General features: G+C 61.5%; 21 protein-coding genes. 8 read left to right on the top strand and 13 right to left on the bottom strand.

Annotation, left to right across the window (positions count from 1 at the left end; genetic code table 11):
• Nucleotides 1–10: 10 nt before the first annotated feature.
• The 7 genes from RE4_RS31445 to RE4_RS04005 all read right to left on the bottom strand — a co-directional run bounded on the left by RE4_RS31445 (nucleotide 11) and on the right by RE4_RS04005 (nucleotide 7107).
• Nucleotides 11–1702, bottom strand: a complete 1692-nt coding sequence (locus RE4_RS31445) for a signal peptidase I (RefSeq protein WP_201799175.1) — start codon at nucleotides 1700–1702, stop codon at nucleotides 11–13.
• Between the two features lie 7 nt (nucleotides 1703–1709).
• A complete protein-coding gene (locus tag RE4_RS04030) occupies nucleotides 1710–2306 on the bottom strand; it encodes a SipW-dependent-type signal peptide-containing protein (protein ID WP_060938034.1) in 597 nt (198 codons plus the stop codon).
• Nucleotides 2299–2934: a signal peptidase I gene (locus RE4_RS04025; protein WP_024488237.1), complete on the bottom strand. Its 636-nt coding sequence runs from the start codon at nucleotides 2932–2934 to the stop codon at nucleotides 2299–2301. Before RE4_RS04025 ends, RE4_RS04030 begins: the two co-directional genes overlap by 8 nt.
• A complete protein-coding gene (locus RE4_RS04020; protein WP_029256184.1) occupies nucleotides 2931–3485 on the bottom strand; it encodes a hypothetical protein in 555 nt (184 codons plus the stop codon). The genes RE4_RS04025 and RE4_RS04020 overlap by 4 nt, the downstream gene beginning before the upstream one ends.
• Before the next feature lie 3 nt (nucleotides 3486–3488).
• Nucleotides 3489–4040: an alternate-type signal peptide domain-containing protein gene (locus RE4_RS04015; protein WP_024488239.1), complete on the bottom strand. Its 552-nt coding sequence runs from the start codon at nucleotides 4038–4040 to the stop codon at nucleotides 3489–3491.
• A gap of 515 nt (nucleotides 4041–4555) precedes the next feature.
• Nucleotides 4556–6151 carry an amidohydrolase gene (locus tag RE4_RS04010; RefSeq protein ID WP_060938033.1) on the bottom strand — a complete coding sequence of 532 codons (1596 nt, stop codon included), beginning with the start codon at nucleotides 6149–6151 and terminating at the stop codon, nucleotides 4556–4558.
• Nucleotides 6148–7107: a DMT family transporter gene (locus RE4_RS04005; protein WP_060938032.1), complete on the bottom strand. Its 960-nt coding sequence runs from the start codon at nucleotides 7105–7107 to the stop codon at nucleotides 6148–6150. Before RE4_RS04005 ends, RE4_RS04010 begins: the two co-directional genes overlap by 4 nt.
• Before the next feature lie 51 nt (nucleotides 7108–7158).
• Here RE4_RS04005 and RE4_RS04000 point away from each other — a divergent pair, with 51 nt between their 5' ends.
• Together RE4_RS04000 and RE4_RS03995 are read left to right on the top strand one after the other, a co-directional pair.
• Nucleotides 7159–7716 carry a TetR/AcrR family transcriptional regulator gene (locus RE4_RS04000; protein ID WP_003940110.1) on the top strand — a complete coding sequence of 186 codons (558 nt, stop codon included), beginning with the start codon at nucleotides 7159–7161 and terminating at the stop codon, nucleotides 7714–7716.
• A 208-nt stretch (nucleotides 7717–7924) separates the two neighbouring features.
• Nucleotides 7925–9565 carry an ABC-F family ATP-binding cassette domain-containing protein gene (locus RE4_RS03995; protein ID WP_060938031.1) on the top strand — a complete coding sequence of 547 codons (1641 nt, stop codon included), beginning with the start codon at nucleotides 7925–7927 and terminating at the stop codon, nucleotides 9563–9565.
• Between the two features lie 68 nt (nucleotides 9566–9633).
• Here RE4_RS03995 and RE4_RS03990 read toward each other — a convergent pair whose 3' ends face one another.
• The 6 genes from RE4_RS03990 to RE4_RS03965 all read right to left on the bottom strand — a co-directional run bounded on the left by RE4_RS03990 (nucleotide 9634) and on the right by RE4_RS03965 (nucleotide 15104).
• Entirely contained in the window at nucleotides 9634–10122 is a 489-nt protein-coding gene (locus tag RE4_RS03990) for a nuclear transport factor 2 family protein (protein ID WP_021345464.1), read from the bottom strand.
• A gap of 27 nt (nucleotides 10123–10149) precedes the next feature.
• A complete protein-coding gene (locus tag RE4_RS03985; RefSeq protein ID WP_051296086.1) occupies nucleotides 10150–11463 on the bottom strand; it encodes an MFS transporter in 1314 nt (437 codons plus the stop codon).
• Between the two features lie 76 nt (nucleotides 11464–11539).
• Nucleotides 11540–12997, bottom strand: coding sequence for an FAD-dependent oxidoreductase (locus RE4_RS03980; RefSeq protein ID WP_060938030.1), 1458 nt, complete (start codon nucleotides 12995–12997; stop codon nucleotides 11540–11542).
• Entirely contained in the window at nucleotides 12994–13776 is a 783-nt protein-coding gene (locus RE4_RS03975; protein WP_019745204.1) for an SDR family NAD(P)-dependent oxidoreductase, read from the bottom strand. The genes RE4_RS03980 and RE4_RS03975 overlap by 4 nt, the downstream gene beginning before the upstream one ends.
• On the bottom strand, nucleotides 13769–14605 hold the full coding sequence (locus tag RE4_RS03970) for an SDR family NAD(P)-dependent oxidoreductase (protein WP_007731420.1): 837 nt from the start codon (nucleotides 14603–14605) through the stop codon (nucleotides 13769–13771). The genes RE4_RS03975 and RE4_RS03970 overlap by 8 nt, the downstream gene beginning before the upstream one ends.
• A 49-nt stretch (nucleotides 14606–14654) precedes the next feature.
• On the bottom strand, nucleotides 14655–15104 hold the full coding sequence (locus tag RE4_RS03965; RefSeq protein WP_060938029.1) for a nuclear transport factor 2 family protein: 450 nt from the start codon (nucleotides 15102–15104) through the stop codon (nucleotides 14655–14657).
• Nucleotides 15105–15242: 138 nt separating this feature from the next.
• Between RE4_RS03965 and RE4_RS03960 the strand changes: the two genes are divergently transcribed.
• The 6 genes from RE4_RS03960 to RE4_RS03935 all read left to right on the top strand — a co-directional run bounded on the left by RE4_RS03960 (nucleotide 15243) and on the right by RE4_RS03935 (nucleotide 20734).
• Complete coding sequence (locus tag RE4_RS03960) at nucleotides 15243–15965, top strand: IclR family transcriptional regulator (protein ID WP_060938028.1); 723 nt, start codon at nucleotides 15243–15245, stop codon at nucleotides 15963–15965.
• Nucleotides 15966–16096: 131 nt separating this feature from the next.
• Nucleotides 16097–17062 (top strand): pirin family protein, encoded by a 966-nt coding sequence (locus RE4_RS03955; RefSeq protein ID WP_020970712.1) that lies wholly within the window; start codon nucleotides 16097–16099, stop codon nucleotides 17060–17062.
• Between the two features lies 1 nt (nucleotide 17063).
• Complete coding sequence (locus tag RE4_RS03950) at nucleotides 17064–17810, top strand: pirin family protein (protein ID WP_060938027.1); 747 nt, start codon at nucleotides 17064–17066, stop codon at nucleotides 17808–17810.
• 114 nt (nucleotides 17811–17924) lie between these two features.
• Entirely contained in the window at nucleotides 17925–18707 is a 783-nt protein-coding gene (locus RE4_RS03945) for a pirin family protein (RefSeq protein WP_020970714.1), read from the top strand.
• Nucleotides 18708–18751: 44 nt separating this feature from the next.
• Entirely contained in the window at nucleotides 18752–19678 is a 927-nt protein-coding gene (locus tag RE4_RS03940; RefSeq protein WP_060938026.1) for a PaaI family thioesterase, read from the top strand.
• Nucleotides 19679–19744: 66 nt separating this feature from the next.
• Nucleotides 19745–20734 (top strand): peptidase associated/transthyretin-like domain-containing protein, encoded by a 990-nt coding sequence (locus RE4_RS03935; protein ID WP_060938025.1) that lies wholly within the window; start codon nucleotides 19745–19747, stop codon nucleotides 20732–20734.
• Nucleotides 20735–20747: the final 13 nt, after the last annotated feature.

Raw genomic sequence — 20747 nt, 5'->3', positions numbered from 1 at the left:
TCTTTATTCATCACTTCTGCCCGTCGATCCAGGCAGCGATCTCTGCGGGAGCTTCGCCGGAGGGGTTCTTCTCCGAGACACCCGTTGCGGCATTGACTCGATAAACGTTGGCGCCGTCCACGATCCACAGGTCGTCTGCGTCAGACTGCCACATCACGGTCGCCGTGGCGCTCACCGGTGTGCTCGACACCGCCGTACCCGAACTATCGGTGACCACCACTGCGACGCTGGCACCGTCCTGCATCAACGCTGCGCTGTAGCCGGTCAGCGATGTCTGCGCCGCACCCAATGCCACCGGCGCTTCCTTCGTGGTCGTGCTGGTTGTCGTGGTTGCATCCGTTGTCGTCGTTGCATCCGTTGTCGTTGTCGGAGTTGTCGACTGAGTCGTAGTGCTGGTCGAGGTCTCCGTTGTTGTGGTGGGACCGGTCGTGGTTGTCACGTCAGCCGTAGTGGGAGCCGTCGTCGACGTGCCTGTCGTTGTCGGTGTACTGGACGTGGTGGTCTCGGCAGCCGTCGCGGTTGTCGGAGCAACTCCGCGAGCAAGCTGCTCAGTTTCAGCGACAGCCGCGCCGGCGATCGAGCCTGCCTCACCTTGGCAATAGATGCTTGTCTGAGACGCAGGTTGGCGTAGGTTCCACCCTCGCCAGTCCGTTGACGATTCGCCCGTGATTCGGTTGATCGTGTAGATGCGAAGCGTGTACGTGTATGAGTTGAAAACGCTGTAACCAGCATCTGTGTAGTAGATAGTGGATGAGACCTGGGTTCCTACTGCGGCACCGACACCGGGATCGTATCCCCATGTTTTCATCAACGAGTTTCCGTTGTAGTACCGCGCCTCGTAGCGATATTGGGGGCCTATGTGACTCCACTTAACAGTGGACGATTGAGAGCCACCTATGCCGTTTGTCGTGCAACTGACGCTGCTCGTTGCAGGATTGATCTTCCCGCTCACGGTAATGGCACCACTCGTTGCGACGGCAGTGTCTGTGAAAGCCGCTGCGGTACCGCTCACCTGCGTAACACCGATCAGTGCAAAGGCCGAGACACCGAGAACCGCAAGCTTTCGGAGCGAGAACGCCGAGCGATATCCGCCTGTCCCGCTGCTCGAAGAAACCATCGGAAACTCCATCGTTGCAGCGGCTTCCGTGTCCACACTGCCAACTCCTCCACTCGGACCGTCATCCGAATCCTTGCGGCGAGAGTTGGGCCGGAAGGCAATGATCACCAATCCGCCGACCAACGCTCCGCCGAGGAAGATCGCGAGTGGGCTGGAGAGCCAAGCAATTGCGTAGCCCAGGCCCCCGACGCTGAAGAAAATGCGGTCGGCTTCGGTGATGAAGTAGGGCTCCACGTCTGGCTTGGCATTTGCGTCGCCCTTGAGAGTCACCGTGACGGAGTTACCAGCCTGCTGGTCAAGTTCGTACACGCGGTGTGTGATGCGCGTGCCCTGTCCGTTGACGACGCTTACGACGTCGCCCACTGAGAGGTCGGTGGCGGGCACGGTTCGAGCCAATGCCAAGGAGCCAGTGGTGATTTCGGGAGACATCGAACCCGAACGAAAGACGAGCGGCTTGATGCCGAACAGCATCGATGCCGCGGCGGCGAGAACACAGATGAGTCCAGCCACCGCCCCTATTGTCAGCGCGAGTTCGCGACCGGCACGTGCCGATCTCGAACTGCCGAGAGTTGTGTGATCAGACATGGTCACCTCAGGCCGTCGTCGCCGCGAACTGGAATGAAACATTGATCGACTTGTTCTGTTGTGCCGAAAGCACTCCCGTATCGAGCGCAACCTTGAAGCACAGAGTCTCAGAACCTGTATTCGCAGCCAACTGACGTCCTGTTGTGATGATCGGAGTCGCGGCAGTCGTCGACAAGCCGACCGGGCCGGCAATCGGGGTTGTGCAACTCTGATCGAGAACAGTCACCTTCATAAACGGGGCAAGCGCGGCCTCGCCTGTTGCGGTTGCTGCCATGGTGTATTTGAACTGTGCCGCGCCAGTGTTCTGTACAGGCAGAGTTGCCGTGACACTGTCGCCGGGCATCATGCCCGTCTTGGTCAACGCGGTGAAGCCGTAAGCAGTCGGATCTCCCGGGTCACCGTTGAGCTTCATCTCGATCGAACCGGTGCTGAATACGCCGGAAGTCGCTGTAGCGTTGTCAGTCCACGCAGCAAGAGTGCCAACGGCACCGAGGCCCAGGACAATTCCCACCGACATGATCGCGCGTGCGCGGCCGCTGGTTGCGCCCCGGACCAGACGTGTACCGAGCGAGGCGGGCGCCTGCTGCTCCTCGTGCTTAGACATGGCTGTGCCTTTCTTGCTGCTCAACTCGAGGCGCCGGCGCACTCGGTTCGGAAGGTTGGGGGTCTGCAGACGCAGAACGTCGCCGGGTACGGTCACGGACCGATCCGACGAACATGAACACGGCATAGATCGACAGTGCGCCGACGACAACCGTCAGCATCACCGAGCGCATCTGCCCCGTGATGGCGTTGTATACGTACCCGATGTACGGCACGCTGTACCACACCTTGCCGCGAATCTGCTCCGGTACAACGGGATTCTGATCCGCTATCGGATTTGCATCGCCTTGTGTGACGAAGGTGAGATCACCAGCGGAGTTGAGTCGCACCATCGTGATTCGGTGCGTAACCACATCGGGCTTCCCCGACTCGATTTGGTAGGTGATCGCATCACCAGCCTGCAATTGGGCAGCGTCCTGCGGTTTCACCACGATAAGGGTGCCGGGTGGATAGGTGGGCTGCATCGAGCCGGTCAACACAGTGAAGGGCGTCGACCCCGTCAAACGTGGAACAACGACCGTCGACAACAGAATCGCCAGAACACCCAGCAGCAGAGCCCACGAGACGATATTGCGGATCCACCACCAGGCGCCGGTTCTCTGATCAGAACCCTTCACTGCGTGCGTCATACCGACTCCGCTTCGAATGAGAAGTGCACGCTCGTGGAGACACCAGAAGCAACGTCAGGACCGACAGTGCCACGCAGGCACAAGATATCGGTACCGCCGGCAGCGACAGTGCGCCATCCCGGAGCTGTCGGTACCTGAGCACCGACCATGGGCCCGTCGTAGATCGCGGTGCCGGCAGCTGTGCCTTGGGCGGGGCAACCGGCCTCTGAAGTCACTGGCGTCACCGCGAGTGAGAGCGGAACATCAGCGGAAGACTGCGCGACGTTCTGGATCCGGTAATTGAGAGGAACATTTCCGGAGTTGTGAACTGTCAACGGAGCCTGTGCATATGCGTTGGGGAACATACCGGTGGCGCCCAGAGCAGTGAAGTCGTAACTGCTCTGGCCGCTACCGGCACTGCCCACCGTCAGGTCGAGGATCCCGGACTGGATCGTGCCACCGGACAGTGTTTCAGCGGCCGTCCACCGCGCGCTGGTCTGCTGCACCGATACAAAGATCAGTCCGATGACCAGCGCGGCGGCAGTTGCCCACCAACGGTAGTGCTTACGCAAGCCTTAGGCCTGATCGAGAGTGACGTTGAAGTTCGTCAGATCGACCTGGCTGTCCTGCGAACTGTTGGTTGCTGGAGCCTTCGTGAAGTCGAAGACAACATTCACGCTGACGACGTTGTCGTTGTTCGCGGAAGTGATGACAACGCCTGTTCCGTTCGTCGGCAACGGAGTCGCTCCGACCGTCGCCGTCGTGACCGGAGCCATCTCGGCCTTCAGCGTGCCGGTTCCCGTGATCGTCGAAGCATCCGCCTTGAGCGTCGCGCTCAGATTGTTGCCCACAGCACCGATCTTGACGGAGCCGGAGTAGGTGAGGACGTCGCCAGGCGAAACCTTGAATGTGCTGATGGTGACGGGGGCCGCGGTACCACCGTTGACAGCTGCATTCGAAACCGTCCACGACGGGGTTCCTTCGGTCGTCAGCGTCAGCTTGCCCGAAGAAATAGTGCCGCCGTTCAGAGGCGCGTTTGCGTTCCACGCCGCCATGGTTCCCGCGCCACCGGCGAGGAGAAGTGCTGCTGCACCGGCCGCGACTGCGCCCTTGGTTGCCTTGTTCATGGAGAACACTCTTTTCGTCTGGTCCCCGTGGCGGGGAGCTTGCAGGGTGAGAAAGCTGGTCGGATCCAGTCATGTGCGCCCTGGTACGGGCAGAGGGTTTCGTTCATCCGTGGTCAGTGAGGGGTCGTAGCGGTAAGTGCAGAGCGAGAGCGTGTTGCGGAAAGATTGCGAGCCGTTCTCGCGAACGGGCCATTCCTCTCTCGTGCTGTCGACGTCCGCTTGCGTCGTTTAGATTTTTACCACACGTATCAGTAATTTTTGGCGAAAAGCTGGTCGAATGTCCAGAAGATTGTTGAAACCTGAACTTGACTACAGAATCGCCTCTCACCTGGACTATTGGAAAAACCTAGCGCTTTGTTGCAACCCGTTTGCTGAAGTAACCTTCGTCCAGATGGTCCTTGGGGTCCGAAAATGAACTGAAACAGGTTCTACAAACTTTTGGTTTGTTTTGGAAATTGTTCGACTGCCACTACTTCGAAAGCAGCGACAATCGAGCAACAACTAAGGCGGAGGCCCTACGCCTCGAAGACGGTCTCACCGCCGACAACCGTGCGCAGGACCGACAGTTCGTTCAATTCCTGAGAAGCGCTCCGCAACGGATCTCCGTCGAGCACAACAAAATCCGCCAAAAGTCCCACCGCTATCCGACCTTTGTCCGATGACTCACCGGTGAGACGGGCGGCAGCGCTTGTGTAACCGGCCAACGCATCGGACGCGGAAACCCGTTGCTCTGCACCCAGAACATGACCTTCTCGCGTCACACGGTGTACGGCTGTGTTCATCGTGAAGAGCGGGTTCACGGGAGTGACAGGGCAGTCGCAATGCAGCGCGTAGGCAAGCCCGGCCGCCACGACCGACGCCACGGGGCTGATCCGCTCGCCACGACCCGGTCCGAGGAACCGATCACGGTGCCGGTCGCCCCAGTAGTAGACGTGGTTCACGAAGATCGACGCCACCACCCCGAGGTCGACCATCCGCGCGATCTGATCCTCCCGCAATGTCTGAACGTGCTCGAGTCGATGTGAGACCTCGACGCCCGGGTGCGCTGCCCGCGCCGCGGCAATTGCGTCCAGTGCGAAATCGATGGCTTGATCACCGTTGGTATGAATCGCAACCTGTCGCCCGGCAGCGTGATGTTCCTCGACGAGCGCCCCGAGTGCACCTGCCGGGATTGCCATTCCGCCGCAGTGGCATCCACCCAGATCGTGGTACGGCTCGGTCAGAGCAGCGGTGTGCAACTGAATCGACCCGTCCGAAATGAGTTTGACGCCGCCCACACGAACTCGGTCTGTCGAATCGGCGAGTTCGCCCAATTGATCGTGAACCCCGTGGCCGAGGTAGAGGCGCGCACGCAGCCTCAAGTCACCATCAGCGTCGAGTTGCCGGTAGGCCTCGTACATCTCGGCTGTGACGTACATGTCGTGAAAACTTGTCACGCCCACCGAAGCCATGACTTCCTGCGCCCGCAGCATCGCGATCTTGGACGCATCCGGGTTCATATCCGGAACAAGTCCGTGCACCAGAGACATTGCCGGAACCTCGCACAGTTCACCGGTGGGTACACCGTCACTGTCCCGAACGATGACACCACCCTCCGGATCGACCGTGGTGGCATCGATCCCGGCCTTCTCCAGTGCGACCGAGTTGACATAGATCCCGTGAGCAGACAAGTGCCGCACCAGAATCGGATGCTCGGTGGATGCCTTGTCCAGATCAACTGCGGTCAGACCTCGATCTTCCGCCACGAGGCTGTCGTCGAAGCCCCACGCTTCTATGGGCTCGCCAACTGGTGTGATCGCAGCCCGCGCGGCCAACGCCGTGATCAACTGCTCGATGGTCGGGCACGCACTCGTCGTTGCGTCGACCCCACTGAGCATCAAACCCCACATCATCGGATGAAGGTGCGTCTCGATGAACCCCGGAACAACCACCGCTCCGGCGAGATCGACAACGGAGGTTTCGGAATCGGTCAGCGCCGAGATCTCGGCATCAGTTCCGAGGGCGACAAATCTGCCGTCCTTGACTGCCACAGCGGTCGCGTTATCGCTGACAGCACCGTCCATGGTCCTGATCTCGCCGTTGATGTAGATGTGGTCAGCCACCGGTGTCATACGCTTGTCTCCATTCGTTTTCCGACTACAGTCGTCGAGGACTTCTTCGCAGGTATCCGCGTCGCCACAACCACTCCGGCCAAAATCATTCCGGCACCTGCAAGTTGGACGAGAGTTGGGGTCTGCGCAAGCATCACCGCGCCGAACAGCAGTGCCGACGCCGATTGCAACACCAGGCTGGCGGCGACTGCACTGGCAGGCAGACGCTGACTGGCGCTGGCCACCAGGAGCCACCCGATCACCTGAGATACCAACGCGAGCAGGACAAGCCAGCCTTGAGCTACGAGCGAAGGCGTCAGATCCAAAGTTCCACTCACGAGGCCGTATGCACCTGCAGTGAGGGCAGTGGCTCCCGTCGAGACGAACATCGGCAGAGCCGTTCTACCCGCCGCCCGAGTAGCCAGACCCATCAGGAAGATGTAGACCGCGTAGGCGCCTGCGGCGATCACGGCAAACGACACTCCGACAGCAGGATTCGCCCCGGTGAGCGTTGTGCTCGTCCCGGCTACCAGAGCAACTCCGACGAAGAGCAACGGAAGGCTGGCGACCAGTTCCCGGCCGATCCGTTGGCGCAGAACAACGTAGCCGAGGATTGCGACGAACAGCACTTGCAAATTCAGGATCACAGTCGAAAGACCTGCCCCGATCGAATGAATCGACTCGTGCCAGAGCACCAGATCGATTCCGAGGAACGCGCCGGCAAGCAATGACTTCACGATCCAGGGCGCCGAGATCGAAGGCCGGGATGACCGACGACGCTGAACGAGCACGAGTATGCCGAGAGGGATGAGCGCATAGAGACACCGAAAGAAGGCACCCGTCGACGGAGACACTCCTGAGAGTTCATAGAGCACCGAGGTCAACCCGAGGATGCATGCACCGGTGACGACTACGCGCAGGTCACGACGGCGTAGTTGATCGCCGGACGGCACGCGTGGCGATACTTCATCACTCATGGTGATAATGTATCACCGACGCAAAGCCTGTCATACAGGGAAGATGCGTGCATGAGAACTCCGGTTACCCGTGAACGCGTGATCGCTGCCGCAGCCGACCTGGTCGACAGCAAAGGCGCCGACGCTCTGGTACTGAGTCAACTCGCCGAGACCCTCGACGTCCGGCAGTCAGCCCTGTACAAACACGTCGACGGGGTCGACGACGTCCACCATCAACTCAGCCTCCTCGCACGCAACCTTCTCGCCGAACAACTGCGTGCCGCGGCGGTTGGTCTCTCGCGCGACGACGCCGTCATGGCGCTCGCAGACGCATGGCGTGCCTTCGTCCGGGTGCACCCCGGGCTCTACGCCATCACCGACCGCTACCCCACTGCTCCGCATCCCGATCTGGTCTCCGCCGTCGGCGAGGTGGTAGACGTCATCAACAAGGTGATCGCGGGATACGGTCTGAGCCCGGATGATTCGGAGCAGGCGGCGTGGTCTCTTCGTAGCGCGCTGCACGGTTTCTGCATCCTCGAATCGGTAGAGGGTCAACCGGCCGGCACCGACCCGGATCGGGTGTACCGAAGACTGGTCGAACTTCTCTGCGCCGGTATTGCTCGTATGTAAATACCGGCTCCTGTTATCGTCGGATGAAACGACACAGACCAAAAAGGATCAGACATGGTTGGTGAACTCGACATCTCCGGATAAAACCGGGCATGACGGCCACCGGCAGACGCCTCGGAGCGCTGCCGTAGTGGCCATGTTGTCGTTCACTTACCCGACTTTTTGCGGAGCAGCGTTGCCGCGCCCGCACGACACCTGAGGTCTATTCATGTCCGATACCTACATCGTTTGCTCGAATCTGTCTTTTGCCTGGCCGGACGACACTCCGGTCTTCGACGAATTGTCCTTCACCGTGCCCGGTGGCCGAACCGGGCTGGTTGCCCAGAACGGCGTCGGGAAAAGCACTCTGCTCAGATTGATCGCCGGTCAACTCCGCCCACGCGCCGGCAGTGTGTCCGTCGACGGCGTTCTCGGATACCTTCCGCAAGACCTTCCACTGACGGGCGATCTGACCGTTGCCGAGGTCTTGGGCATCGCCCCGACGCTCGCTGCGCTGGACGCTGTCGAATCCGGAGACACACGAGAAGAACACTTCACCACAATCGGGTCCGACTGGGACGTCGAAGAGCGGACCCGAGCCCAACTCGGTCGACTCGGGTTGGCCGACATGACGTTCGATCGTCGTCTCGACACTCTGAGCGGCGGGCAGGTCGTCTCGCTCGGACTGGTAGCTCAACTCCTGCGACGCCCCGATGTCCTTCTCCTCGACGAACCCACCAACAATCTCGACCTTGACGCGCGCCGCAGACTTTACGACGTTCTCGACGACTGGAGTGGCTGTCTGTTGGTAGTCAGCCACGATCGGGGACTACTCGACCGTATGGACCGCATCGCCGAACTTCACAGCGGCGAGATCGGCTTCTACGGTGGCAATTTCACCGACTACGAAGCTGCGGCACGCTCGGCTCGCGAGGTGGCGGAGAAGAACATCCGCAACGCCGAGCAGGACGTCAAACGCGAGAAACGCGAACTGCAGCAGGCCCGAGAACGCGCTTCACGACGCGCAAGTAACGCTGCCCGCAATCTCGGGAACGCGGGCTTGCCCAAGATCTTTGCGGGGACCATGAAGCGCAATGCTCAGGAGTCGGCCGGCAAGGCGAACGAGACACACCTCGCCCGGGTCGACGCGGCAAAGGACCGACTCGACAGAGCGGGCCGCGCTCTTCGAGACGACCAGACGATTTCGCTCGAACTGCCAGGCACTGACGTACCCGCCGGACGCATGGTGTTCCTTGGTGAGCGAATGCAATTCGCGTTCGGCGATCGTGAGATCTTCGCCGACCCCGGCATTGACCTGGCCATTCGAGGACCGGAGCGTATCGCGTTGACCGGGCCGAACGGCGTCGGAAAGTCGACGCTACTTCGCATCGTCAACGGGGATGTTGCGCCGACTTCCGGTGAGGTCAAGCGAGCCGACGGCCGGGTGGCATATCTGTCGCAGAGGCTCGACCTACTCGACCCCGCACGCACCGTCGCCGAGAACTTTGCATTGTCTGCTCCAGGCCTTCCGGCACCGGAACGCATGAACATCCTGGCGCGCTTTCTCTTTCGGGGTGCGGGTGCTCACCTACCCGTCGCTGCACTCTCCGGCGGTGAACGGCTGCGGGCTACGTTGGCATGCGTTCTCTTCGCCGATCCGGCCCCGCAATTGCTTCTTCTCGACGAGCCGACCAACAACCTCGACTTGGTGAGCGTTGCTCAACTCGAAAGTGCCCTGAATGCATATCAGGGGGCGTTCGTGGTGGTCAGCCACGACGAGAGATTCCTGGCCGAGGTCAAGGTCGAACGCTGGCTCAGGCTCTCGGACGGCCGTTTGACCGAGGTCGCCGCACCGGACGCAGTGGGCTGACACGACCAGTGAACAGGCGAAAGGCCTTCACACACATCGTGTGTGAAGGCCTTCGTCTGCACTACTGGTCAAGGCGTCCTGGTGTACACCGGATCGTCGAAGGATCGACGTTGCGTCACCCAGTCCGTGGGCAGGATGTTCTCGATCATGTCTTCACGGGATTCGTCGAACACGACGATCCGATCGGCGATTCGCCACTCACCACGGCGCCTTTCGAACCTGTCGACGTAACGGCACTTGATCGTGGCAAGCGTCTGCACCGAATCCGTACCGGAACGCTCCTGCCGCAGAAAACACAAACAGTACGACTCACACTGAGCGACATCGCCGTTGACGTCGATCAGTATGTTGGAAATGCAGTGAATCGACGAGTCGATCGTCTTGTGCCTGAACTTCATGTCTTCGATGAGCCCGTCGACGGTTCCGATGTAACCACCGTGGTTGTCTATCGCGTCGTCGAAGTAGCAGAAGGCTACGCTGTCGAAATCTTTCCGATCGACGGCCCGAGCGTAGCGATACAGAACTTCGGTGATTTCTTGCTTGTCAGCGAGGGACACAGCCCGTCTCCTGTTCTCCCGAGGTGATCAATCAACCTGCAGTTCAACGCCCTTGGTCTCCTTGATGAAGAAGACCGTGACGAGGGTGATCACGGCACAGAACACGAAGTATCCGGCCGGGGCGAGAGAGTTACCGGTCAAGCTGATGAGATAGGTGGCGATGAAGGGCGCGGTGCCACCGAGGAACATGTTGGTGACGTTGTTACCCAAGGCCAGACCGCTGTACCGCACAGATGCTTTCAGCATTTCGACATAGGTCACGTACGAAGCACCGTTGACAACGGAAACGCAGATGAAGAGCACCGACTGACCGACAACCGCCTGCCAGATACCAGAACCGGCCATCATCATGAACATCGGGATTCCGAGAACCACTGCGGCGGCACTACCGGCGAACAGCACCGGCCGACGCCCGTACTTGTCTGCCATGTATCCCGAGATCGGCAACGTGATGACGCCGAGAACCAGTGCAAGAGAAGTGGAAAGGAAGGCGACGCGCGACGAGTGACCGCCGGTGGTCTGCAGGTACGTCGCGGCATACACCGAGGCGATGTAGTAACCGCCGGTGATGAGTGCGCCCAGCAGGATGATCTTGACGACGCTGCCGCCGGAGGTACTGAGCAGCTCACGGATGGGAAGCTTCTTGGTCTCACCCTTGTCCTGCAGTTCCTCGAACTGAGGAGTGTCTTCCATCTGGCTACGGATCCAGATACCGATGCCACCGATCAGCAGGCTGAGCAGGAACGGGATACGCCAAGCCCATTCGAGGATCTGCTCTTGCGAGAATACCGACGTCAGGCCGAGGGCCATGAGCGAAGCAGCCAGCGAACCCAGGTAGGTGCCGGTATTGACCATCGAGGTCTGCGTCGCACGCCACCGCTTGGGAGCGGACTCGGAGACAAACGCGTTGGCGCCGCCGAGTTCACCGCCGGCCGCGAAGCCCTGCAGGCAACGAGCCAGAACGAGGATGGACGTGGCCCACACACCCAACGTGGCGTAGGTCGGCAGCAGGCCCATTCCGGCTGTCGCCAGAACCATCAGAAGGATGGTCCAGGAGAGAGCATTCTTGCGGCCGTACTTGTCGCCGATGTGGCCGAAGAAGATTCCGCCGGGCACGCGTAGAAAGAAGGCCACGGCAAATGCTGCAAAGGTACCGAGCAGTGCTGCGTTCGGGTCGTGGGAAACGAAGAACAGCGCTGCGATTGTCGTGGCCATGTATCCGTAGATACCGAAGTCGTAGTACTCGACGACGGTACCGACGATGGCCGCGCGAATTACCTTCGTCGTCGACTGTCGTTCGGTTGCCACGTTGCTGCCCTCGGTGGATTCGGCTCTCGCCATGGTCTCATTCTCTGACATGTTGTTCCCTGCCTGGATTGGATACTGACTGGATTCGGTGCCGCGCAGACGTCGGACGTCAGGAGTGCGCGATGGAATGGACCGGTGCGCTCTCAGCGCTGGTCCTGGTGTAATTCGCCGCATTACGTCCCGCTACGCGGCCCATGGTCAAAGCGTTGGCAACTGCATTGCCGCCGCCCACGTATCTCAGTCCGAGGATTCCGGCGCCGGCCTCACCGGCCGCGTACAGACCCTCGATAGGTACTCCGGTGCTGCCGAGCACGGCCGCATCGGTGTTGATTTCCATTCCCGCATGCGTGCATACGAGCTCTGCCGGAAGGATTTTCGCGGCATAGAACGGAGCTGTCGCAATAGGATCCGGATTGCCGACGGCACCCTTGTTCCGCAACGTGCGATGACGGAGGAAGTCGTCGTCGTGACCGCTGGGCAGTTGGTCGTTCCATCGACGCAGGGTTTGCGCCAACGTCGCAACCGGAACACCCGTCGCCACTGCGAGGTCTTCGATCGTATCCGCGCGAATCGTGCCACCGGCGGCAACTTCTTCCTCGACGCGTTCGGGATTCCAATCCGCATATCCCGGAGCCAGATTCACGCGAGCGTTTTCGTCGAAGATCATCCAACCGTATCCACCCTGATGGTCGATGATGCCGGTCGAGACGGCGTACGAGCTGTCCTCGTCCATGAATCGACGGCCGTCCTGGTTGACGTAGATCCGCGACTTCGGCGGAAAACCGGCCTGCCAGTGATGGAATCGCTGGAAGTAGACCGTGGGCAGCATCAGGCCCCAGCCGTCGCCCGCCACGGAAGCACCGAGGTCTTCGGCAAAACGAAGATGGTCTCCGCGACTCCCCTCGGCTGCGACGACGAACAAGGCGTCTCCGGCCTTGTTCGCGTCCGGGAAGTGGCGCGCCACCAAGCCCGGATCTTGCGCGAATCCACCGGAAGCAACAACGACGGCGCCCGCATGTACCTCGATGTCGTCGGCGACAACACCGACAACCCGACCGTCTTCCTCGATCAGCTTCTGCACCCGTGTTCCGAAGATGACCTCGATCCCGTGCTTACGACGAGCCTTGTCCAGCACCTGAATCAGTCCGTATCCCTGATCCTTCGGCACATGGCCGCGCCAGACGTCCTCGACGCCGGCCTGGGCGAGTCCCGGTTGGTGGGCGTTACCCGAGATCGCCGCTGGAATCTCGACGCCGAGTCCGATGAGCCATTCCAGTGTCGGACCGGCATTTTCGCAGAACGCACGAATCAATCCGGGTGAGAGCATCCACTGGTTGAGGTCCATGTAGTGTTGGAAGAACTTCTCTGCCGAGTCGTCGACTCCGAGGCCTGCCTGCACGCTTGTTCCGGCGGCCGTGAAGATTCCGGCCGAAAGCGCAGTGGATCCACCGAGTTCGGTTTCGGACTCGAACAGCAGAACGGATGCGCCTTCTTCAGCTGCCGACACCGCAGCGGCGAGACCGGCTCCGCCGCCACCGATGACAACGACGTCCCAGTGCTCGGTCATGAAAGTTCTCCAGTCTCCGCGATGATGCGGTGGTAAAGACCGTTCGACACCAACCCGCCGTCGACGGTGAGCTCCGTACCGGTGGTGTAGGTCGAACTGTTCGAGAGCAGGAACAGCACCGCTTCGGTGATCTCGTCGAGAGTTCCCATGCGTCCGAAGGGAACCGACTTCAGTGACGCGGCGACGAAGTCGTTTGCGCCGCCGAGCAGCGCCGTACCGACCAGTCCCGGGTGCACAGAGTTGACGCGAATCCCCCACTGCGCGAAGTTGCCCGCGGCCGACTTCGACAGACCGGTCAAACCCCACTTGCTCGACGAGTAAGCCGGAGAGAAGTACCCGATCTGACCGGCGATGGACGAGATGTTGACGATCGATCCGCCACCACTCTCGCGCATCAGCGGCGCCACCGCCTTCATACCGTAGAACGGACCGAAGAGGTTGATCTTCATGGTCAGTTCCCAGATGTCGTTCGGGGTGTCCATGAATTCGAGCCGACGCGAGATGCCGGCGTTGTTGACCAGTCCGCCGAGTTCCCCACGGGTGGTGCGAATTTCGTCGACAACCCGGTCCCAGGCATCGGCATCGGTGACGTCCAGAAGATGAGCGGACGCCGATCCGCCGGCGGAGACAATGTCGTCGACCACGCCGGATGAATCCGAAACATCGGCAATGCAGACATGCGAACCGCGCGCGGCGAGAGTGCGCGCGTGATGCGCTCCCATCCCGGCAGCACCGCCGGTAACGAGAACGACGCCGGGATATTTCGTGGACTCAGACATGCCGCGAACCACCGTCCACCGCAATGCTGTGCCCGGTGACGTAGCGCGCGCTGTCCGAGAGCAGGAACAGCAGCGGCCCGAAGACCTCTTCGGGCGAGCCCAGACGGTGCAGCGGTACCGCGTCGAGTGCGTTCGCGAGCGCGATCGGATCTTCTTGGACCCACTTCGTCATCGCCGTGTCGATGTAGCCGGGCGCTATGGAGTTGACCCGAATACCCTTGTCTCCGAACTCCACTGCGAGAGACTCAGTGAGGTGCGCGACGGCAGCTTTCGACGTGCAGTAAGCGCCTCTCCCCTTCCGCACACGCAGCGCAGATACCGAGGACATGTTGACGATGGCGCCGCCGGGACCGAGGTGGCGTGCCGCTGCCTGAGCACCGTAGAGCACTCCTTCGACATTGACACTCAGCGTTGCGCCGATCTGCTCCGGGGTGATCTCCTCGGCCAGCGCGAACGGGAAGATACCCGCATTGTTGATCCAGAAATCGACCCGGCCGAACTCCTTCAACGCCAACTGCGCAAGCAGTTCGTGCTCGTCCGGCTTGGTGACGTCGACCCGAGCTCCAACGACGCGACCCGGCTTGTCCGCCAGCGCATTCGATTCCAGGTCCGTATTGATTCGTGCGGCCGTGGCGAGCATCTGCTCTTCGTTGATGTCGGCACCGACGACATGTACGCCGCGTGTTGCCAGCCCTTCGGCGAACGTCGCACCCATACCCTGAGCCGCGCCGGTCACCACTGCGACCTTGCCTGCCAACTCCGGGTACACCGCCGACATCTGCGTCACAACGGTGCGGCCCGGGTTCGTCTGGTCAGAGCTTTCGGTCATGATGTACTTCTCCTACTGAATATTGTTGTGCAAGACACTTTTCGGTACTTCAGCCTTGTTCGGACACTCGAGGTGCGTCGTCTCGGGAGACGGTGCGGCGGGCGATCTTCCATTCCTCACCGACCCGAACCACGCGGTCATCGACAGTCGTCATCCGCACCAGTCGCGATTCACCGCCGCGAGCGGTGGCAACTATCTGCAGGTACCCGCGCACTGCGAGAGCACTCTCGTCCACCGCCTCGACTACGAGATTGGTCAGAACGTGCCGATGCACCTCGTCGACGGCTTCCGCAGCAGCGTAAAAGCGAGCAGCAAACGCTGCAAGGTCGTCGAAACCGACCACGGGTTCCGGATAACTGGGTGAATGAAATTCACCGTTGTCCGTGAATGTCTGCGCCCAATCCTGCTGGCGCCCAGAGTCTATGCAATGACTCTGGTGGCCGTACAGCTGTTGGATTGCGACAACATCCTCCGTTGCCACGACGCGATAGTTGCTCATGAAGGTTCTCTCCGAACACGCTGCGCTGCATCCACCCGAAGGTTGTGCAGCTCCGTAAAGTGTGCGATAATCGCACACACTGTGCGATATGTTCAAAGCGTAGGTGGCATACCTCACAAACGTCAAGAAAGGGATTTGATGTCAGAGCTGAGCGAGGAACACCGACCGCGCAAAAGCGCAGTTCAAGTGGACTCGAGCATGTCGAAAACGCTGCACCACGGACTCGAGATCTTGGAACTCCTGACGTCCTATCCGCACGGTTTGTCAGTCACGGACATTGCCGACGGAGTGGGAGTCCACCGGACTGTCGCACATCGGTTGATCCGCACGCTCGAGGCTCATCACCTGTGCCGCAAGGACTCCTTCAAGCGCGTCACTCTCGGCGCCGGACTGGTCACCCTCGCCGAACCGGTGGAACAAGATTTGCGAACCCTGGCCCGCCCGATACTTCAAGAACTTGCCGAGGCCACCGAGGCGACAGCACACCTGGTGGTCCGCGAGAGCGACACCGAAGTGCGCGCACTGATGGTGGTCGAACCGCGCAGCGCCAAGGTTCACGTCGCGTTTCATCCGGGGCAGGTTGATCCGATCGACCGCGGCTCCGCCGGGCTTTCCATTCTTGCCTCACTCCCACCGGTGAGCGGGGAACGAGAGGAAGTGACGGCGGCCCGCGCACGGGGTTACGCAGTGACCGTCGGGGAGGTCATCCCGTCCGTCCTGGGAATCTCGGCAGTCATCCCCGGCAGACGCCGCGACGCCATTTCCAGCCTCGGAATTTCCGTATTCGACTCCGAGGATCAAGCAACCCTGGGTGCCGAGGTCATGGCAGCGGCAAAAACCCTCGGCAGCATGTTGCGCTGATCCAGACAACAGGCTGATCCGAACACCAGCCGAGCCCCGGGAATACCCGGGGCTCGACTTTGTTGACTCCGAATGAGATAGTTGAACAATCAACTACCTGACATCAGCTTCACGGATACAAGGAGTACGACATGCCTGCTGTGACAGTCGAGAACATCTTGGCCCTGCCCCGCCTCGACGAGCCGGCAGAGTCAGCAGTCGACCGCCCCGTCAAGAGCATCACCACCGCGCCGGTCGGATACGAAGGTGAAGGCTTTCCCGTTCACCGCGCGTTCGCCGGCATCGACCTCTCCGCCCTCGACCCGTTCATCCACATGGACCAGATGGGCGAAGTCAACTACGCACCCGGAGAGCCCAAGGGCACTCCGTGGCACCCGCACCGCGGCTTCGAAACCGTCACCTACATGATCGACGGCATCATGGAGCACCAGGACTCCAACGGTGGCGGCGGTGTAATCGGCGGCGGCGACACTCAGTGGATGACCGCGGGTGGCGGCATCCTTCACATCGAAACTCCGCCGGAGCACCTCGTCCTCAGCGGCGGCCTGTTCCACGGCGTCCAACTGTGGGTCAACCTGCCTCGCGACAACAAGATGGCATCTCCGCGGTACCAGGACATCACGGGCAACAAGGTGGCCCTGCTTTCCTCGCCGGACGGCGGAGCCTTGGTGCGCGTCATCGCCGGAGACATCGCCGGCCACGCCGGACCCGGATCGACGTACACACCCATCGCGCTCTCCCACACCACTATTGCCCCGGGTGCGAGCCTGACTCTGCCCTGGAACCCCGAGTTCAACGCCATCGTCTACGTGCTCGCCGGCGAAGGAACGGTCGGAGCCGAGCGTCGACCCATTCGAGTAGGGCAGACGGCTGTCTTCGGACGCGGTGACTCCATCACCGTCGCGGCTTCCGATCGCCAGGATTCGCGGACCGAATCCCTCGAGGTATTCATCCTCGGTGGCAAACCGATTCGTGAGCCCATCGCGATGGCCGGGCCGTTCGTCATGAACACCAAGTCCGAGGTCATGCAGGCCTTCGAGGACTTCCAGGCCGGACGCCTCGGATCCATCCCGGCAGCACACGAAAAGCTGAGCTGACATGTCGTCGGTGGTCGTCCAACGAGCAGCCGAACGTGCGCACCTCAACTACGGCTGGCTCACCGCGCGTCACAGTTTCCCCTTCGCCGGAAACTTCGATCACGCCGCGTACGCGCACGGACTTCTGTTGGTGAACAACGACGACATCATCGAAGCCGGCTCCGGTTTCGACACTCATCAGCACCGCGATACCGAGATCGTGACGTGGGTGCTCAGCGGATCTCTGGTTCACCAGGATTCCGCTGGGCACTCCGGCGTCATCCATCGCGGACTCGCGCAGAGAATGAGCGCCGGTACCGGAATCCTGCACTCCGAGCGCAACGATCGCTTCCGGGCCGACGGCTCACGCGTCACCGAACCCGTTCACGTCGTTCAGATGTGGATACCGCCGGACGAATCCGGAGTGACCCCGAGCTATCAGGAACTCGACATCAACTCCGAACTCGACAGCGGTGGCCTGATCACCCTGGCATCGGGGATGCCTGCGCATCGCGGTCACAGCGCCATCGGCCTGCACAACAAACATGCGGCACTACATGTTGCTCGCCTCGAGACCGGCGGGTCGGTATCTCTTCCGGATGCGCCGTACGTGCACGGGTTCATCGCCAGCGGCACTGTCGACGTCGAGGGAGTCGGATTGCTGGGACCAGGAGATTCGTTGCGACTCAAGGACACTGGCGGTCAACGAGTCAAGGGAATCGACGATGCGGAGATACTCGTGTGGGAGATGCACGCGTCGACGAACTGACGACACCACCGAGTACGCCCAATGTTCGGACTACACAGCAGGTTCGTCGTAGGGTGGATGCCGGTAGTGGTGGATCCGGTAGTGATGGATCCCGGTGGCACAGAAGGAGGAGCCATGGCATCTGGTCGAGCACAGGCCCCACGGACGACACCGCACATCGATGTGCACCGCTCCGGTGATCGCTTGAAATCCCGCGTCTCCTGGCTGGATTCGAAACATTCGTTCTCGTTCGGACAGCATTACGATCCGGACAACACTCATCACGGATTGCTGCTCGTCAACAACGACGACACCGTACTGGCGGGAACCGGTTTCGATACCCATCCGCACAAGGACATGGAAATCGTGACGTGGGTACTTCGCGGTTCGCTCGTGCACCAGGATTCCATCGGCCACACCGGCGTCATCTATCCAGGCCTCGCCCAGCGCATGAGCGCCGGTACCGGAATCATGCACAGCGAGAAGAACGATTCGTGGCGTATTGGCGGCGAACAGCATTCCGACCCCGTGCATTTCATCCAGATGTGGGTGGTACCGGACGAAGGTGGACTGACTCCCGGCTACGAACAACTCGAGATCGACGACGAACTGCTGCGCGGCGGACTGATCCCGGTGGCCTCCGGAATGGAGCGCTACAAGGATCACTCGGCGATTCGCATCAACAACAAGAACGCCGCCATGCACGTCGCGCGGATTCTGCCCGGCACCTCCGTGAATCTTCCCAGCGCACCGTTCCTGCACGTCTTCGTTGCGCAGGGCACTGCCGAGATGGAGGGCGTCGGCACACTGTACGAGGGTGATGCCGTCCGGTTGAGCGATTCGGGTGGGCAGCAACTGACCTCCGATGCCGGGGCGGAAGTCCTCGTCTGGGAGATGCATTCACGTATCGGTGGTTGAGACCCGGTCTCGGCAGGACTGGGCGCGCTGGAGATACTCGACGGATGAGCATCGACAACTCCGCCGCACCCGTCACACAACTTGACCCCCTCAACACCTTGATGGGTGTGCGCGCCGTATCGGTCGTGCCTGGCGACTTGGCCTTCGCGCAGGCAGTCGGCCCGCGCTTCCACGATCACCGTGGCAAGACGGTGCTCGGTTCCATCGGCGTCATGATCGACGGTGCCATGGGCGGCGCGGTGTACTCGGGACTGACCTCGGGCCATCAATCCGTGCTCGCGCAGGTCACGGTCAGCGCGGGCGCCGACATTCCCGCTCTCGCAGACGTCGGCGCCTCCGGCACGCTCGTGCATCTCGACGACGGCGTCGGGCTCGCGTCCGGTCAACTTCGCGACGAGAACGGCACCCTCCTGGCCGTGATGGCCGGCCGCGCAATGGTGGTCTCGCGTCCACCCGTCGTCGGAATCGACGACTACGTGGACGGTGCGCCGCTACCGGTCCCGACGCCGGAGAAAACGAGCAACCTGAGTGGGTTGTCGGGGTCCGACGTCGTCGAAGGTATCCGAGGCGGCAAACTCGAACGCGGACCGCTCGCCGGGCTACTCGATCTTGCTGTCGTCGACGTGACGCCAGGTTCCGTCGTCGGTGAGTTCTCACCCGTGGCCTGGATGGCCAACCCGCTGGGCGCCGTGCAGGGTGGTGTCCTCATCTCGGCAGTCGACGCCGTTACGGGACTGGCAGCACAGACCCTGACCAGCGCCGATCAGGACTATCGCGTCCTCGACCACAAGATCGACTTCCTGCGATCACCCGACATCGGTGGGCCGGTCTTGCGCGCCGAAGCCTCCGTGATTCGCGCCGGGCGCAGGCTCGCGCTGATCGAAACTCGCATCGTCGACGCCGGCGGGCAGGTCTACGTACGGGCCACCTCGAGCATCCAGATGCTCTCCCAGCAAGTTCACAGCGGATAACCAGTTCCGCACCAGGTCGCCCGTCCACCATTGAGACAACAGCCCACACAATGGAGGTACAGCGGCGTGAACAAAGACATCGAAGCGAGCAGGCTACGCGTGAGCCGTCGACGGGCCCTCGCTCTCGGCGGAACCATCAGTCTCGGCGGGCTCATCGCAGCCTGTTCCGGTAACAGTGGCACCGCCACGACGACTTCGGCCGCGGCTGCATCGGCGACAACCACTTCCGGCGCTTCCGCAGCGGCCACGTCCGGCGATGCCGTCACCGCACTTCTGGCCAAAGCACCGCAGTGCGTCATGAGCAAGGAAGAGACACAGGGCCCCTACTGGTTCGACGTCGACTCCATTCGCGGCGACATCCGCGAGGACCGTCCGGGCACCACACTGCAGGTGGCAATGCGCGTGCAGGACAACAGCCAGTGCAACGTCGACGGCAGCATCGGCGCGGTCTCCAACGCCGTCGTCGAGATCTGGCACTGCGACGCCGGCGGCGTGTACTCCGGCTTCGAATCCGGGTCGCTGAGCGCCAACGGCGGCGGCGGTGGCGGCGGCGGAACTCCCCCGGCCGGCGGGATGGGTGAACCTCCGTCAGGTGCACCCGGAGGTGGAATGGGCGAACCTCCGTCAGGCGCCCCCGGAGGAATGGGCGGCGGCATGGGTGGTTCCGGCGAGACCTCCGACGGTTCGTACAGCGTCGGCGACACCGAAGCCACCACCACCGACGACGGCACCTACCTGCGCGGCGCCCAGACCACCGATGCAAACGGCATCGCCCAGTTCACCACGATCTTTCCCGGCTGGTACATGGGCCGCACCACCCACATTCACGTCAAGGTGCACATCGACAAGAAGACGGTCCTCACGTCGCAGACCTTCTTCGACGAGACCCTTCTCGACGAGGTGTACTCGCAGTCCCCGTACAGCGAGCACACCGGTCGTGAGAACAACACGAACAACGCCAGTGACGGCATCTACGACGACACCGGCCTCATGACCGTCGAGAAGCAGTCGGACGGTTCCTACCTCGCCGTCATCAACCTGGGTATCGACGCCTGAGGTAGGAGCCAGG

Source organism: Rhodococcus erythropolis NBRC 15567, assembly GCF_001552595.1.
Classification (GTDB): Bacteria; Actinomycetota; Actinomycetes; order Mycobacteriales; family Mycobacteriaceae; genus Rhodococcus_F; species Rhodococcus_F erythropolis.
This window is presented reverse-complemented; position numbering and strand designations above follow the sequence as displayed.

Excerpts from the sequence above, each read along its gene's own strand:
- RE4_RS31445 (WP_201799175.1), bottom strand. The coding sequence starts at position 1,702 with ATGTCTGATCACACAACTCTCGGCAGTTCGAGATCGGCACGTGCCGGT.
- RE4_RS04030 (WP_060938034.1), bottom strand. The coding sequence starts at position 2,306 with ATGTCTAAGCACGAGGAGCAGCAGGCGCCCGCCTCGCTCGGTACACGT.
- RE4_RS04025 (WP_024488237.1), bottom strand. The coding sequence starts at position 2,934 with ATGACGCACGCAGTGAAGGGTTCTGATCAGAGAACCGGCGCCTGGTGG.
- RE4_RS04015 (WP_024488239.1), bottom strand. The coding sequence starts at position 4,040 with ATGAACAAGGCAACCAAGGGCGCAGTCGCGGCCGGTGCAGCAGCACTT.
- RE4_RS04010 (WP_060938033.1), bottom strand. The coding sequence starts at position 6,151 with ATGACACCGGTGGCTGACCACATCTACATCAACGGCGAGATCAGGACC.
- RE4_RS04005 (WP_060938032.1), bottom strand. The coding sequence starts at position 7,107 with ATGAGTGATGAAGTATCGCCACGCGTGCCGTCCGGCGATCAACTACGC.
- RE4_RS04000 (WP_003940110.1), top strand. The coding sequence starts at position 7,159 with ATGAGAACTCCGGTTACCCGTGAACGCGTGATCGCTGCCGCAGCCGAC.
- RE4_RS03995 (WP_060938031.1), top strand. The coding sequence starts at position 7,925 with ATGTCCGATACCTACATCGTTTGCTCGAATCTGTCTTTTGCCTGGCCG.
- RE4_RS03985 (WP_051296086.1), bottom strand. The coding sequence starts at position 11,463 with ATGGCGAGAGCCGAATCCACCGAGGGCAGCAACGTGGCAACCGAACGA.
- RE4_RS03980 (WP_060938030.1), bottom strand. The coding sequence starts at position 12,997 with ATGACCGAGCACTGGGACGTCGTTGTCATCGGTGGCGGCGGAGCCGGT.
- RE4_RS03975 (WP_019745204.1), bottom strand. The coding sequence starts at position 13,776 with ATGTCTGAGTCCACGAAATATCCCGGCGTCGTTCTCGTTACCGGCGGT.
- RE4_RS03970 (WP_007731420.1), bottom strand. The coding sequence starts at position 14,605 with ATGACCGAAAGCTCTGACCAGACGAACCCGGGCCGCACCGTTGTGACG.
- RE4_RS03965 (WP_060938029.1), bottom strand. The coding sequence starts at position 15,104 with ATGAGCAACTATCGCGTCGTGGCAACGGAGGATGTTGTCGCAATCCAA.
- RE4_RS03960 (WP_060938028.1), top strand. The coding sequence starts at position 15,243 with ATGTCAGAGCTGAGCGAGGAACACCGACCGCGCAAAAGCGCAGTTCAA.
- RE4_RS03955 (WP_020970712.1), top strand. The coding sequence starts at position 16,097 with ATGCCTGCTGTGACAGTCGAGAACATCTTGGCCCTGCCCCGCCTCGAC.
- RE4_RS03950 (WP_060938027.1), top strand. The coding sequence starts at position 17,064 with ATGTCGTCGGTGGTCGTCCAACGAGCAGCCGAACGTGCGCACCTCAAC.
- RE4_RS03945 (WP_020970714.1), top strand. The coding sequence starts at position 17,925 with ATGGCATCTGGTCGAGCACAGGCCCCACGGACGACACCGCACATCGAT.
- RE4_RS03940 (WP_060938026.1), top strand. The coding sequence starts at position 18,752 with ATGAGCATCGACAACTCCGCCGCACCCGTCACACAACTTGACCCCCTC.